The organism is Microbacterium sp. 22215 (assembly GCF_052045655.1).
Lineage (GTDB): Bacteria > Actinomycetota > Actinomycetes > Actinomycetales > Microbacteriaceae > Microbacterium > Microbacterium phyllosphaerae.
Genome location: NZ_JBQEPC010000004.1, coordinates 1 through 13,430 on the forward strand (window position 1 = coordinate 1; position 13,430 = coordinate 13,430).

Genomic DNA, 13,430 nt, shown 5'->3' on the forward strand with positions numbered 1-13,430 from the left:
ACCGACATTCGAGCCCCGAAACCACCCCGATTTACCCCAGATCAGAGCACGTATCCCAGCCTTCCGGAATGCTGGCAACAACCGCCGCGAACCACACTCACACCCGAATCGAACACACCGCCGGCTCTCCCTGCCGGACGGCGTCAAGACGGCGTCACAGCGGCATAAAGACAGCGTCACGACGGCAACAACCGCGCCACGACAGCATCACGGCGATGCAGAGCTTCAGCGCTGAGCTGCACCCCTGACCGAGTACGCAGACGATCCCGATCAGTCCAGCCCGCGCTCCGCGAGCCACTGCTTCGCGACGAGCACGGGCGCGCGTACCAGCCAGGCATCCGCGATGATCTCGGCGAGCCGATCCCTCTCGACCGTGTCGAGCTGCACGAGCAGCCCCGGATACCCGTCGAAGTGCGGGATGGAGAACAACCCGTCGGGCTCCGCCGCGAGCAGCGCGGCCTTCTCTTCGAGGCTCGCCACCCGCACACCGAGCACCGGCCCTTCGGGCCACTCGAGTCCCAGGTCGGCGAGCTGGCGGAGATCGACCTTGCTGGGCCCACGGATCCACGCGATCTGCCCGCTCGGCAGGCGCCACGACGGCTCGCCCGTGTGTCCACCGGGGCGCTCGGTCACGCCCGGGAGCGCGAGCGCGATCTCGCGGACATCGTCGAGGGTCACCATCCGCCTATCGTCCTCCCTGCATGCCGACCGCCACAATGGCCTGCCTCGCGGCGACACCTCAGAGAGGACACCCCAGGGTTCAGAAGATCGGCAGCGAGGTCACGGAGCGACGCCGGGGCACGATGCTGCCCGCCAGGATGCCGAGCGCCACGGCGACCATGGTCGCCACCGTCGCCACGATGGTGTTGAGACTGCCGGTTCCTGTGTCGAACAGGGTCGTGACCCCGACGAGCCCGAGCGCTCCGGGAACGAGCAGCCAGAACGCGGGCCGGAACGGGACGATCGCGGGAGGCCCGCCGTGTCGCGCGATGTGCGCGGCGACCGGGGTCATCACGACCGCCGCCACGAACGCCGCGATGACGGCCCCGACGAGCGGCTCGGCCAGCACCTGCACGCTGTACGCGACGTACAGCAGCGCGGTGATCCACGGCAGCGCGTAGGGCGCTGCGCGCTGATGGATGCCGATGCTGATGCCGAACACCCCCACGGCGATCCACGGTGCGACGGCGCCGAGCGGCTGCTGGGCGGGCCCGAGCGCGATCGCGGGCACCCCCACCAGCGTGCCCGCCGCCACGATCCCGAGAGCGAGGAGGATCAGCTGCATGAAACCCGCGGCGAGGCGCGCTCCGCCCGAGACGATCTGCCCCGTGGTGAGTTCGACGACAGAGGTGGTGAGCATGGCGCCGGGGAGGAAGATGACGAGCGGGGCGACCAGCGACGGGAGCGCCCCGGCATCGACGGCGGCGACGTTCAGCAGCCAGAACACCGTCACCGAGACTACGAAGGCCGAGCCGAAGGTGATGAGGGGGCGTGTGCGATCCGGCAGTCTCTGGCTCACGCCCAGCAGGACTCCGACGAACAGTCCGAGGATCAGGGCGACGGCGACGCCCGACAACGCCGCCCCGAGGAGCACCGACAGCGAGCCGGATGCCACGGCGTAGGCCGCGACACGCTGGTAGGCCCGGAACGGCTGCCGATCGTCGCGCATCAGCCGCACCATGGTCGTCACCTGGGTGGTGGTGAGGGCGCCCTCGCGGGCCGATCGGGCGATGCGGTCGACGGCGTCCACCTGCTGGAAGGTCAGCGGGCGGAACCCGGTGCTCACCGCCCTGGTCAGCACCTGGCCCCGCACGCGGGATGAGACGATGATCGCCGTCGGAAGCACGATCACCTCGGCGCTTCCCAAGCCCTGATGCCGTGCGACCCGGTCGAGCGTCTCGCGCACGGTGTTGACCGTGTAGTTCGCGTCGCTCATCGCCTCGCCGAGGGCGACCATCGCATCGAGCGTGTCGACGTCGCTGCCGACCGGTGAGGTCGCCGCGTACCCCGACCTCACAGGACGCTCGGGTCTGCGCCGCATCAGCAGCAGAAGCACCGCGGCGGCCGCGAGAACAGCGGCGGCGACACCCGAGGAGAGATCCATCGGGGAGCGTCAGCCGGTCAGCGCGAGTCTCGTCTGGCCTGCCGGCGCGCGCCCTGTGCGCGGCTGGAGGCGTCGCGCTTGACGCCTCCGGTCGTCTGCTGGTGCTCCCGCATGCGACCTGCCGACCCCCCGTCGTCGAGCGGTGCATCCGAGCCGGGTCCGCTCCACCTGCCCTCACGTGCGCGAACCAGCCGCTCGTCCTTGAGCGCCTCCGCCTCTTCGTGCGCCACGCGAGCGAGCTCCGCGCTGATCAGAGACAGCGCCTCCTCGAACACATACGCGCGCCCCCTGGCCTTGTCAGACCCTGCGGCCGCAGCACCGCGGCCGCCTGCCTGCTCGACCCGCTCGGCGGCGCCGCGCCGGTAGTTCGTCGTGTGCTTGTTCCGCGCCCTTCGGATCCGTCTGTGCAGAGCCAGCAGGCCGTCCTCATCGAGCTCTGCCAGGCGATCCGGCTCGAGCTCGCGGATGAGGTCACGCTCCTTGTCCTTCAGAACCCACAGGTACTGCTCCATGTCGCTCGCACTCCTTCGGTCGAGGCTCCCCATCGCCGGTCGTGCAACCGAGTATGCAGCCGCGGCGCCCCCTCCGCCAGGGGTACTTGCGTCGTGGAGTTCCGACCCGGAATCCCGTCGAAGGAGCATCTATCCGCGGACGCCCGGGAGGGACTATCTTGAGCGCATCGCGTGCGAAGGAGCACCTGATGACCGCGGACCGCTGGGTTCCCCCGGCCCATCCGCCGAGCACGACCGGAGAGGACCGCATGATGAGTACCGCACCATCCGTCTCGACGAAGAGCTCCTGGCTGCCGCTGATCGTCGTCGTGCTCACTCAGGTGCAGGCGTCATTCGCCGTCAACGCCCTCACCGTGTCGATGGCCGGCATCACGACCGACCTCGACACCCCCGCCACCTCCGTGGGCACGGCCATCACCGCCGGGACGTTCGCGATGGCGGCGTTCATCCTCCTCGGAGCCAAGGTCGGTGCGCGCTTCGGCACGAGAGGGGTGTTCCAGATCGCCGTCGCCGTGCACGCCGCCGCCATGGCAGGAGTCGCACTGTCCCTCAGCCCCGTGATGCTGTTCGTCGCCCAGGCATCCTCCGGCGCGGTGATCGCCCTCATCGCCCCCGCCCTCACCGTGTTCATCGCATCCAACTACCAGGGGGACCGACAGGCGAAGGCGATCGGCCTGCTCGCAGCGGCGATCCCGCTCGCCGGCATCCTCGCCCTCCTCCTCGCCGGGTGGTTCGCCGAGACGATCGGATGGCGCTGGTCGTTCGCCCTCATGGTCGCCCTGGGCGCTTTCAACCTCCTGCTCAGCTTCCGGGTGCCGAAGGTCCCCGCGCAGAAGAACATCTCGATCGACTGGGCAGGTGCCTTCATCGCCGCCACCGCGATCATCCTGCTGAGCTTCGGCTTCTCGGGGCTCAACTCGTGGGGCATCTGGGAGGCCGGCGAACAGGCCCCGTTCTCGGTGCTCGGCGTCTCGCCCGCTCCCCTTCTGATCATCGCCGGGCTCATCGTCGGTCAGCTGTTCTTCGTCTGGATCCGTTCCCGCCAGAAGCAGAAGCAGGCCCGCATCTTCGACCTGCGGGTGCTCGCGAGCGGCACCGAGCTCGCCATCACCGCCTGCATGGGCATCATGCTTTTCGTCGGCACCGCCGCGAACTTCCTCATCCCGCTCTACATGCAGGTGGTGCAGGGGCTGACAGGCATCCAGACGTCGTTCTCGATCATCCCGTACACGATCTCGATCTTCCTCGCCTCCACGTTCGTCGCCTACCTCTACAAGTCTTTCCCCCCGAGAGTGCTCGGAGCGGTCGGATTCGTGGTCGTCGCCGCCGCACTGACCCTCATCGCCTTCACCGTCGGCGGATCCTGGAGCCAGGTCTTCATCGTGATCGGGCTGGTGCTGCTCGGCCTCGGCCAGGGATCGATCGTCGCACTGGTGTTCAACACGCTCCTCTCCTCGGCCCCGAAAGAACTCGCCGGCGATGTGGGGGCGTGGCGGGGACTCGTGCACAACCTGTCCGGATCGGTGGGCATTGCGGTCGCCAGCGCGTTCGCCGTGGCCCTGCTCGCCTCGTCCGTGGCGACCGCCGCCGACGAGCACCCCGAGATCTCGGCAGAGCTGATCAGCGAGGTGAACATCGACAACGCCGACTTCCTGACCAACGGCCAGCTCGAAGAGGTCCTCGCAGGCACGACCGCCACCGAGGCCGAGGCCGCCGCCGCGATGGAGATCAACGAGGCGGCCCGCCTGCGCGCTCTCCAGCTGTCGCTGCTCGCGCTCGCCGGGCTCGCGCTTCTCGCGATCGTCCCCGCCACACGGATGCCGGGACTCATCGCGGGCGAGCTCCCGGCGCGACTCGAACCGGATGACAACGATCTGATCGACGAGAGCGTGCCTCTCAACCCGGCCGCCTCGCCCGACGACCCCACCGACGCTCACGGAAGGCCCGCGCCATGACACGCAGTCCGAACAAGCTCATCCCGGCCGACTTCCCGACCCTGCCGAGTCTCACCGCCCTCGAGAGCGTGAGGATCGGAGGCGATGTCGATGCCGATGCCGATGTCGAGGCCATCGGCTACGGGGTCTTCTCCGACACCGCCGTGCCGCCGCAGCTCGGCCTGTCGCGGGCCGCGCTCAGCCGAGCCGGGTTCGAGTCGAAGGTGGGCGAGTCGCTCGTGCTGCCTCAGCCCGAGGGCCCCGATCTCATCGTCGTGGGCCTGGGCGAGACCGAGCGTGTCACGCCGGGGCTCCTGCGCGACGCGGGCGCCGCGTTCGCCCGAGCGAGCGCGAGACGCGGATCCATCCGATTCGTCCTGCCCTCCGTCGAACGTCCCATCGATGCGGACTCCATCAGGGCGGCGTACGAGGGGATGCTGCTCGCGCGCTACCGGTACACACCGTTGAAGTCGACACCGAAGGACGCACCGCTGACCGCCGTGTCGGTCCTGATCGACGGCACGCCTTCCGATCACGACGGCAGAGCGGTCGAGGACGCCGCGATCACCGTCAGGGCCGCGGCGATCGCCCGAGACCTGGCGAGCACCCCGCCCGGCCACCTCACCGCCGCAGACATGGGCGACATCGCGGTGCAGCTCGGCGAACGGTTCGGCTTCGACGTGGAGCTCTTCGACAAGGCGGCGCTGATAGAGCTCGGCTGCGGCGGGCTCCTCGGCGTCAACCAGGGCAGCGTCGAGGAACCTCGCATGATCAAGCTGCACTACTCCCCCGAGAGCCCCGCGAGCGGGCATCTCGGACTCATCGGCAAGGGGATCATGTACGACTCCGGAGGGATCAGCCTCAAGCCCTCCGATCCCATGCACCTGCTCATGAAGATGGACATGGGCGGCGCAGCCGCCGTTCTCGGCGCGTTCACCGGATTCCGGCACACGGGAGCGGATGCGGAGGTCACGGGGTGGCTGATGTGCACCGACAACATGCCCTCCGGCACGTCCTACAAACTCGGCGACGTGCTCACCGCGCGCGGCGGGACGACGATCGAGGTGAAGAACACCGACGCTGAGGGACGCCTCGTGATGGCGGATGCCTTCGTGCTCGCGAATGAGGAGGGCGTGGACGCGATCGTGGACATCGCGACGCTCACCGGTGCCGCGCTGGCGGCGCTCGGCCCCGCCACCGCCCCGGTGTTCGCGAATGACGACGCCCTCGCCGAGGCGGTGCTCGCGGCATCCGCATCGACCGGCGAACCCGTGTGGCGCATGCCGCTCGAGCCGAAATACCGCACGCAGCTCGACTCCGACATCGCCGACATCTCGAACCTCGGCGGTCCCTACGCGGGCGCGACCACCGCGGCACTGTTCCTCGAGCATTTCGTCGACGACACCCCCTGGGTGCACATCGACATCGCCGGCACCATGCAGTCCGACGGCGACGACGCGTGGCGATCGAAGGGGGCGACCGGATTCGGGGCGCGCCTCCTGCTCGAGGTCGCCGCCGGTTTCCGGAGTGATTCGTGATCGCAGCCCGCGACGGCCGTTAGGGGGCGCGAGTGGACCCCGTCGTCGCGACACTCGGCATCCTGGCTCTCGCCGTGGTCGCCTTCATCAGCAACCGCATCCCGCTGGGCGTCGTCGCCATCGGCGTCTCACTCGCGCTGTACTTCACCGGGGTGCTGACGCTCCCGGAGTCCCTCGCCGGCTTCGGCGACCCGACGGTCATCTTCATCGCGTCGCTGTTCATCGTCAGCGACTCCCTCGACTCGACGGGGGTCACCGCGTGGGCCGGTCAGAAGGTCATCGCACACGCCGGCAGGCGTCGGACGCTGCTGCTCATCGTCGTCTGCCTGCTCGTCGCGGTGCTCACCGCTCTGATCAGCGTGAACGGCGCAGTGGCCGCGCTGCTCCCGCTCGTCGTGGTCGTCGCGGCCCGCGCCGGGATCGCCTCGTCGCAGCTACTTCTACCGCTCGCTTTCGCCGCACACGCGGGGTCGATGCTCGCCCTCACGGGCACTCCGGTGAACATCATCGTGTCGGATCTCGCCGCGGAGAACGGAGGCCGCGCCTTCGGCTTCTTCGAGTTCGGACTCGTCGGGATCCCGCTCGTCGTGGGCACCGTGCTCACCATGCTCGTGCTCGGAAAGACCCTGCTGCCGCATCGCTCGGCGACCACCATGCCTCCTGATCTGCGCCTGCTCGCGAGCGCCCTGCGCTCCCAGTACGGGGTGACCGCCGACACAGGATCGCTTCTCGGAGCCGGACGCGGCATCACCGAGGTGGTCGTGCCGCCGCGCTCCGCGCTGATCGGACTGCACGTCTTCGCCGGGATGACCACGCCCAGCGGCGACCTCGTGATCCTCGGCGCCCGCCGCGGCGAGGATCATCTCGACGGCGCGGACGTGACACTGCGGGCCGGCGATGCGCTGCTGCTCCAGGGCGCCTGGGAGGATCTCGCCCGCCATACGATCGGGCGCGATGTGCTGGCCGTCGATTCCACCGAGGATCTCCGGCGAGGGGTCCCTCTCGGTCGCGGGTGGGTGCGCGCGGTCGTGATCCTCGCCGTGATGGTGGTGCTTCTCGCGACCGGAGCCGTCCCCGCAGCCGTGGCCGCCCTGATCGCCGCCGCAGCACTCGTCGTCACCCGCACGGTGTCGGTCGCCCAGGCCTACCGCTCCGTGTCGTGGACGACGGTCGTGCTGATCGCCGGCATGATCCCGCTCTCGACCGCCTTCACCACGACCGGGACCGCCGACATCGTGGCCGACTGGCTGCTCGGCTTCGTCGGCGGGTTCGGACCCCACATCGCGCTTCTGACGATCTGTCTGCTCACAATCCTGCTCGGCCAGATGGTGAGCAACACCGCCACCGTGCTCATCATGGCGCCGATCGCGGTGTCCGTCGCCGTGAGCCTCGGCACCTCCGTGCAGCCGTTCATGATGGCGCTCGCCGTCGCGGGCGCCGCGTCGTTCCTCACCCCTGTCGCCACTCCGGCGAACCTGATGGTGATGGAACCGGGCGACTATCGCTTCGGCGACTACTGGAAGCTCGGCCTTCCCCTCGCCGCGCTCTTCCTCCTCGTCGCGACGTGGCTCGTGCCGCTCATCTGGCCGTTCTGATCTCGCGCGGCCTCGCAGGGCACGCGGGGGTCAGAACAGCTCCGTCTCAGCGCGCGATGCGCAGCGTCCGCACCTCGAACGGGCGCAGCCGCAGCTCGCCGCCGATACGCGCGTCGTCGATCGCATCCTCGATGAGCGACACCTCGCGGATCTCCCGGTGCTCGAACCTCGCGCTGATCGACCCGGTCGTGCGGCGTCCGAGCGCCTCGTACAGGCGCACGATCACATCGCCCGACCCGTCATCCGCGAGCTTCAGGCCCGACACGACGATGCCCTCGCCCTGGACGGAGACCAGCGGCTCCACCTCGCGCGCACCGTGCACCAGCGTCGCGGGGCTGTTGAGCGCGATGCCCTCGGCCGTCGCGATCGCGGCATCCGCTCCGATCACGAAGCCGACCTCGATCACGTGGTGACCATGATCGGTGTCGGGGTCGGGGAAGCGCGGGGCACGCAGCAGCGAGAGGCGGACGGTCGTGGCCACCGCGTCGTCCGACACCTCCCGCGACGTGTCGTATCCGTAGATCGAGTCGTTCACGAGCGCGACGCCGAAGTCCTGCTCGCGCACGAGAACGAACCGGTGCATCGAGGTCTCGAACTTCGCCGCCTCCCAGCTCGTGTTCGTGTGCGTGACGCGCGACTGGTATCCGAACTGCGTCTCCGCCTCGGTGTGCGCCGCCTGGATGTCGAGCGGGAAGGCGAGCTTCAGCAGCTTCTCGGTCTCGTGCCAGTCGATGTCGTTGCGCAGTGCGACCGAGCGCGAGCCGGGCGCGAGCACGATCGTCTGCTCGATCGTCGACTCCGAGAACGCCCGTGTGACGGTCACGACCGCTGAGCCGTCGATGACGGACGCCGCGATCGTCGCCACCTCGGTGAGGTCGTCGACGCTGTTGCGGTAGTACTTGTCGATGTCCCACGCGTCCCACATGTTCGGGAAGTCCTGGTGCAGCTGGAACAGGTTCGCGGCGCGTCCCTCAGCCACGGCTTCGCGACCGGATGCCCTGTCGACCGCTGAGACGATGAGACCGTTCGCCGACACGAGGACCGAGACGAGCTCGTTCTCGAGGCGCCATCCGCCGTCCTCCTCGGTGAGCGAGACGGATGCCGCGGTCGGAGCCTCGGCGAAGGCGGCGCCCAGCGCGCGCCCTGCATCGACGGAGCTCGGCACGAATCGCAGCTCACGCTCGCCCTCGCCGGCGAGGGAGCGGCGGGCGGCATCCGCGAGCGCCTGCGCATCGGAGACCGCGCCCGAGAGGACCTCGGCCGCCTCACGATGCACCCACGCTATGGACGTACCGGGGAGGATGTCGTGGAACTCGTGCAGCAGCACGGTCTCCCACAGCCGGTCGATCTCGGCCTTCGGATACTCGGCGCCGGTGCGCACGGCATCCGTCGCCGCCCACAGTTCCGCCTCGACGAGCGCATGCTCGGCCCAGCGGTGCAGCGCCTTGGTCGCATGCTGGCTGGTGAGTGTTCCACGGTGCAGCTCGAGATACAGCTCGCCGACCCAGACGGCGGGGTTCGGGATCTCGGCGCGAGCGGCGTCGAAGAAGACATCAGGATGCTCCCACTCGACGCGCGCGCTTCCCTCGAGATTCTGCAGTCGGGTCGCCTTGCCGGTCATCTCGCGCGTCGTGCCGCCGCCGCCGTCGCCCCAGCCGACCGGCGCGATCGACCGCGAGCTGACGCGGTTCTCCTTGAACTGGCGCGAGGCCTTCGCGACCTCCATTCCGCTGAGCTGCGAGTTGTACGTGTCCATCGAGGGGAAGTGCGTGAACACCTGCGACCCGTCGATTCCCTCCCAGAGGAAGCTGTGGTGCGGGAAGACGTTCTGCTGGTTCCACGAGATCTTCTGCGTGAAGAACCACTCGAATCCGGCCCGGCGCATGAGCTGCGGCAGTGCCGGCGAGTAGCCGAAGCTGTCGGGCAGCCACACGCCCTTCGAACGGATGCCGAACTCGCGCTCGAAGAACCGCTGGCCATACGAGAACTGCCGTACGAGCGACTCCCCCGTCGGCATCACGGTGTCGGACTCGACCCACATACCGCCCAGCGGCAGGAAGCGCCCTGCCGCGACGGCCGCCTTCACCCGCTCCCACACCTCGGGTCGGTGCTCTTTGATCCACGCGTACTGCTGTGCACTGGACATGCCGTAGAGGAAGTCCGGCTGCTCCTCGATCAGCGTCGCCATCGACGACGTCGTGCGGGCGACCTTGCGGATCGTCTCGCGCACCGGCCACAGCCAGGCCGAGTCGATGTGAGCGTGCCCGACGGCCGAGATGCGGTGGGCGCTCGCCTCGGCGGGGGCGGCGAGTGCGGGCGCGAGGCGGGCCCGCGCCTCGGGCGCCGTCTGCACGATTCGCTGCAGGTCGAGCACGTCGAGCGCGTCGTCCATCGCCTGGAGGATCTGCATGCGGCGGGGGGAGGTCGCGGGCAGCTCGGCCTGCAGCTCGAACAGCACCTCGAGGTCGAGGGACAGCTCGAACACCTCCTGCTCGAAGACGGCGAGGTCGATGCGACGGGTGCGGTACAGGGGCTCGGGCGACGAGGTGCGGATTTCCCCCTCCTGCGTCGGCAGGAAGGGGTGGTAGTCGAGGAGCACCGGGTTGGCGGCGGCCTCGAGATAGAGCTCGACGGGCTCTTCGCCGTGCGCCGCCTCGACGATCGGCAGCCACTGGTTGCGCGGGTTGATGCTCTTGACGGGGCTTCCGTCCGCCCGGTAGACGAGCGCCTCGCACTGGAATCCGGGCATGTTGATGTCGAAGCCGAGGTCGATGACGGCCTCGACCCGGCGACCGGCCCACTCGGCAGGGACGCTGCCGGTGATCTTGAACCAGGTCGTCGACCAGGCGGGTCCCCACATGCTCGGGACGGATGCAGGAGCGAAGTCGAGGGCGAGCCCGTCGACCGGGCTGATCGGCTCTCCGGGGAGCTCGTTCACCTCGATGGTCAGTGGCACGGATGCCGAGTGGATCGCCGGGCGGATGCGTTCGTCGAGCACGCGCTTGACGCGTCCGACGGTGAGCGAGGTGTCGTCATGCATGGTGTGATTCTCCGGGCTCGACAGTGAGGGGGGGCGTGACCGCGCCCGTGGCGAGGGCGGCTGCCGACAATGCTATCTGATTTACTAAAGCGATCTAGTATCCATGTCGGCAGGGCATTCTGCGGCTTTCGAGCGGCTAAACCGATCAAGTAGGGTGAAGCGCATGAGCCCGGGCAAACGCGTGACCATCGCGGACATCGCGCGAATGGCCGGAGTGTCCCCCGGCGCCGTGTCGTTCGCGTTGAACGGGCGTCCAGGGGTCAGCGACGAGACGCGCCAGCGGATCCTCTCGATCGTCGAGGAGAACCAGTGGCAGCCGAGTTCGGCGGCGCGCGCGCTGGTCGGCGCCCGAGCGAACACCGTCGGCTTCGCGCTCGCGCGCCCCGCCCGCTCGCTCGGATCCGAGGCGTTCTTCACCGACCTCATCGCGGGGATTGAGTCACGCCTCTCTGCGAGCAAGGTCAGCCTGCAGCTTCGTCTGGTCTCCGACATCGCCGAGGAGATGGAGGTGCATCGGCAGTGGCGCTCGTCGAATCAGGTCGACGGCATCATCCTCATCGACCCCCGCGACGACGACCCCCGCGGTGACCGGATCACCGCCCTCGATGCCCGAGCCGTGATGATCGGCTCGAAGCCCTCGCCCGAGGGCGCCGTGCCGAGCGTCTGGATCGCCGACGACGAGGTCGCCGAGACGCTCTTCTCCTACCTCGCCGCCCTGGGGCACACGCGCATCGCCTACGTCGCCGGACCGGCCGAGCTCGAGCACACGCGACTGCGTGCCGAGGTCCTGCGCGGCATGGAGTCCGACGGCATCTTCGGCGAGGTGATCACGACCGACTTCTCCCCCGCACGCGCGTCGTCCGTGACACGGGCGCAGCTCTCGGGCCGCCTCCGACCGACCGCGATCGTCTACGACAACGACGTGATGGCCGTCGCCGGCCTCAGGGTCGCGCAGGAGATGGGACGAGCGGTGCCGCGTGACGTCTCGATCGCATCGTTCGACGACTCGGTCATCGCCGGCCTGATCAACCCCTCGATCACCGCGATGACCCGCGACACTTTCGAGCTCGGCGAGCAGGCGGCGACCCTGCTGCTCGAGCAGATCATCGCCGGAGCGAACCTGCCCAGCGCCCAGGGCCCGACACCGACCCTCACCGCGCGCGAGAGCACGGCTCCGCCGGCATCAGGGTCCTGACGACGGAATCCGGTCGCCGACCTCGGTCACCGACCCGACTCGCGGCTCATCCGGCGACGACGGTGTTGACGGAACCGTACGGGTCGACCGCACTGCCCGACAGATCGGGCCGGATCAGCTGACGGATGCCGCGAGCGGCGAGCGCCGTGGCGTCACCGGCTGTGCGGGAGGTCACGAACGCGGGGTCGAGGCCTGCGGTGCACGCATCGACCCATGCCTGGAAGACCGCGCCGCCCGGGCTGAGTGCGGCCCGGCTGAGCGGCACCTCGCGCTCGTCGACCTCGACCACGATCGCCGTCTCACGCACGGGCGCCGCGGTGCGCGAGCGCAGTTCGGGGATCAGCTCGGCGAATCGGCGCCCGATGGGCTTGGCCGCACCGCTCTGATCGATCAGACCCAGCGAGTACTCCAACTCGGGGAAGTCCGCGAGTTCACGGCTCACATCGTGGGAGCACCACCAGGTCACTCCCCAGAGGTTCTCGGTGCGCAGCGCCGAGCGCAGGGTCGCCTCGAGGAAACCCGGCATCTCGCCGTCGTCGAGGCAGTTCGAGGGCGCCCCGACCTCCTGCAGCCACACCGGTCGGTCGAGATCGGTCGCGAAGGCGCGAGAGAGCTCGATGAGGTACTCGGCATGGCGGTCCGAGGCGACCGATCGGCCTCCGTACCGCTGCGCCGTGCCGTTGAAGATCCAGGAGTGGATCGTCGTCATCGCGCCCAAGCGAGACGCATGCGCAGGCGTGAAGCCATGGCCGTCCATGTACCAGACGGCGTCGTACTCGCTGTGCACGTGCGGGAGCCCGGGCGCCGCTTCGTCGGCCGCGGCGAGCAGCGACTCGATCCAGTGCCCGGCCTCGTCGGTCGTGACGGGCCAGGGAGACGGGTGCGTGTGCGCCGAGAACTGGTTCGTCTCGTTGCCGAGCGTCAGTCCGAGGAAGTTCGGGGCGTCGCCCAGCGCACCGGCCAGCGTCGCGACGAGGTCGACCTGCCCGCTGAGCGCCTTCGGGTCGGTGAACATGTTGCGGTCGTGCCAGGTGTAGAGCCACGAGGGCATGAAGTCGAAGCTCGACAGGTGGCCCTGGACCACGTCGACGCTCACATCGAGCCCGAACTCCGCGCCGATGTCGACCATGGCACGGACGTCGTCGACCGCCTTCGCCCGGATCAGCGTGCGGTTCGGCTGCAGCACCGTCCACAGCGGGAAGACCCGGACGTGATCGAGCCCGAGGTCGGCGAGTCCCGCGAAGTCGCGCCGGACGTCATCGGGCGTGAAGTCGAGCCACGAGTGCATCCAGTCCTTCGACGGCGTGTAGTTCGCCCCGAATCTCAGGTGATCATCGAGAGCGCGGCGCTGCGTCATGTGTCCGGACCTTTCCGACGGGCCCTTCGGTGAGGGCGTGATCGCATCACTATAACGCTTGAGCACCAACACGCCTACCGGGATTCCGCCATCCGCCGCATGAACGAGAACGGTGGCCTTGACACCAGGATGATCGGATGGTTTCATCTGCTAAA

The 13,430-nt window shown here is 69.0% G+C and carries 9 protein-coding genes; 4 read left to right on the forward strand and 5 right to left on the reverse strand.

Annotation, left to right across the window (positions count from 1 at the left end):
- Nucleotides 1-270: 270 nt before the first annotated feature.
- The 3 genes from ACTJKH_RS07870 to ACTJKH_RS07880 all read right to left on the reverse strand — a co-directional run bounded on the left by ACTJKH_RS07870 (nt 271) and on the right by ACTJKH_RS07880 (nt 2,616).
- Nucleotides 271-681, reverse strand: a complete 411-nt coding sequence (locus tag ACTJKH_RS07870; protein ID WP_210096138.1) for an MmcQ/YjbR family DNA-binding protein — start codon at nt 679-681, stop codon at nt 271-273.
- Nucleotides 682-760: 79 nt separating this feature from the next.
- Nucleotides 761-2,104 (reverse strand): threonine/serine ThrE exporter family protein, encoded by a 1,344-nt coding sequence (locus ACTJKH_RS07875; RefSeq protein WP_440736443.1) that lies wholly within the window; start codon nt 2,102-2,104, stop codon nt 761-763.
- A gap of 17 nt (nt 2,105-2,121) precedes the next feature.
- The gene (locus ACTJKH_RS07880) at nt 2,122-2,616 is read right to left on the reverse strand and encodes a hypothetical protein (protein WP_440736444.1); all 495 of its coding nucleotides are present in this window, start codon (nt 2,614-2,616) and stop codon (nt 2,122-2,124) included.
- A gap of 188 nt (nt 2,617-2,804) precedes the next feature.
- Between ACTJKH_RS07880 and ACTJKH_RS07885 the strand changes: the two genes are divergently transcribed.
- Genes ACTJKH_RS07885 through ACTJKH_RS07895 form a run of 3 tightly spaced genes read left to right on the forward strand, consistent with a single transcriptional unit; the run spans nt 2,805 to nt 7,683 of the window.
- Entirely contained in the window at nt 2,805-4,571 is a 1,767-nt protein-coding gene (locus ACTJKH_RS07885; protein WP_440736445.1) for an MFS transporter, read from the forward strand.
- Nucleotides 4,568-6,088: a leucyl aminopeptidase gene (locus ACTJKH_RS07890; RefSeq protein ID WP_440736446.1), complete on the forward strand. Its 1,521-nt coding sequence runs from the start codon at nt 4,568-4,570 to the stop codon at nt 6,086-6,088. The genes ACTJKH_RS07885 and ACTJKH_RS07890 overlap by 4 nt, the downstream gene beginning before the upstream one ends.
- A 32-nt stretch (nt 6,089-6,120) precedes the next feature.
- Complete coding sequence (locus ACTJKH_RS07895; protein ID WP_440736447.1) at nt 6,121-7,683, forward strand: SLC13 family permease; 1,563 nt, start codon at nt 6,121-6,123, stop codon at nt 7,681-7,683.
- Between the two features lie 46 nt (nt 7,684-7,729).
- Here ACTJKH_RS07895 and ACTJKH_RS07900 read toward each other — a convergent pair whose 3' ends face one another.
- Nucleotides 7,730-10,723, reverse strand: a complete 2,994-nt coding sequence (locus tag ACTJKH_RS07900) for an alpha-mannosidase (RefSeq protein ID WP_440736448.1) — start codon at nt 10,721-10,723, stop codon at nt 7,730-7,732.
- 163 nt (nt 10,724-10,886) lie between these two features.
- Between ACTJKH_RS07900 and ACTJKH_RS07905 the strand changes: the two genes are divergently transcribed.
- Nucleotides 10,887-11,918 carry a LacI family DNA-binding transcriptional regulator gene (locus ACTJKH_RS07905; RefSeq protein ID WP_440736449.1) on the forward strand — a complete coding sequence of 344 codons (1,032 nt, stop codon included), beginning with the start codon at nt 10,887-10,889 and terminating at the stop codon, nt 11,916-11,918.
- Nucleotides 11,919-11,964: 46 nt separating this feature from the next.
- Here the strand turns inward: ACTJKH_RS07905 and ACTJKH_RS07910 are convergent, their stop codons facing one another.
- Nucleotides 11,965-13,275: a glycoside hydrolase 5 family protein gene (locus ACTJKH_RS07910; RefSeq protein WP_440736450.1), complete on the reverse strand. Its 1,311-nt coding sequence runs from the start codon at nt 13,273-13,275 to the stop codon at nt 11,965-11,967.
- Nucleotides 13,276-13,430 lie beyond the last annotated feature (155 nt).

What these genes read in the sequence shown, in the direction of transcription:
- ACTJKH_RS07870 (WP_210096138.1), bottom strand. Translation starts at nt 681, where the DNA reads ATGGTGACCCTCGACGATGTCCGCGAGATCGCGCTCGCGCTCCCGGGC.
- ACTJKH_RS07875 (WP_440736443.1), bottom strand. Translation starts at nt 2,104, where the DNA reads ATGGATCTCTCCTCGGGTGTCGCCGCCGCTGTTCTCGCGGCCGCCGCG.
- ACTJKH_RS07880 (WP_440736444.1), bottom strand. Translation starts at nt 2,616, where the DNA reads ATGGAGCAGTACCTGTGGGTTCTGAAGGACAAGGAGCGTGACCTCATC.
- ACTJKH_RS07885 (WP_440736445.1), top strand. Translation starts at nt 2,805, where the DNA reads ATGACCGCGGACCGCTGGGTTCCCCCGGCCCATCCGCCGAGCACGACC.
- ACTJKH_RS07890 (WP_440736446.1), top strand. Translation starts at nt 4,568, where the DNA reads ATGACACGCAGTCCGAACAAGCTCATCCCGGCCGACTTCCCGACCCTG.
- ACTJKH_RS07900 (WP_440736448.1), bottom strand. Translation starts at nt 10,723, where the DNA reads ATGCATGACGACACCTCGCTCACCGTCGGACGCGTCAAGCGCGTGCTC.
- ACTJKH_RS07905 (WP_440736449.1), top strand. Translation starts at nt 10,887, where the DNA reads ATGAGCCCGGGCAAACGCGTGACCATCGCGGACATCGCGCGAATGGCC.
- ACTJKH_RS07910 (WP_440736450.1), bottom strand. Translation starts at nt 13,275, where the DNA reads ATGACGCAGCGCCGCGCTCTCGATGATCACCTGAGATTCGGGGCGAAC.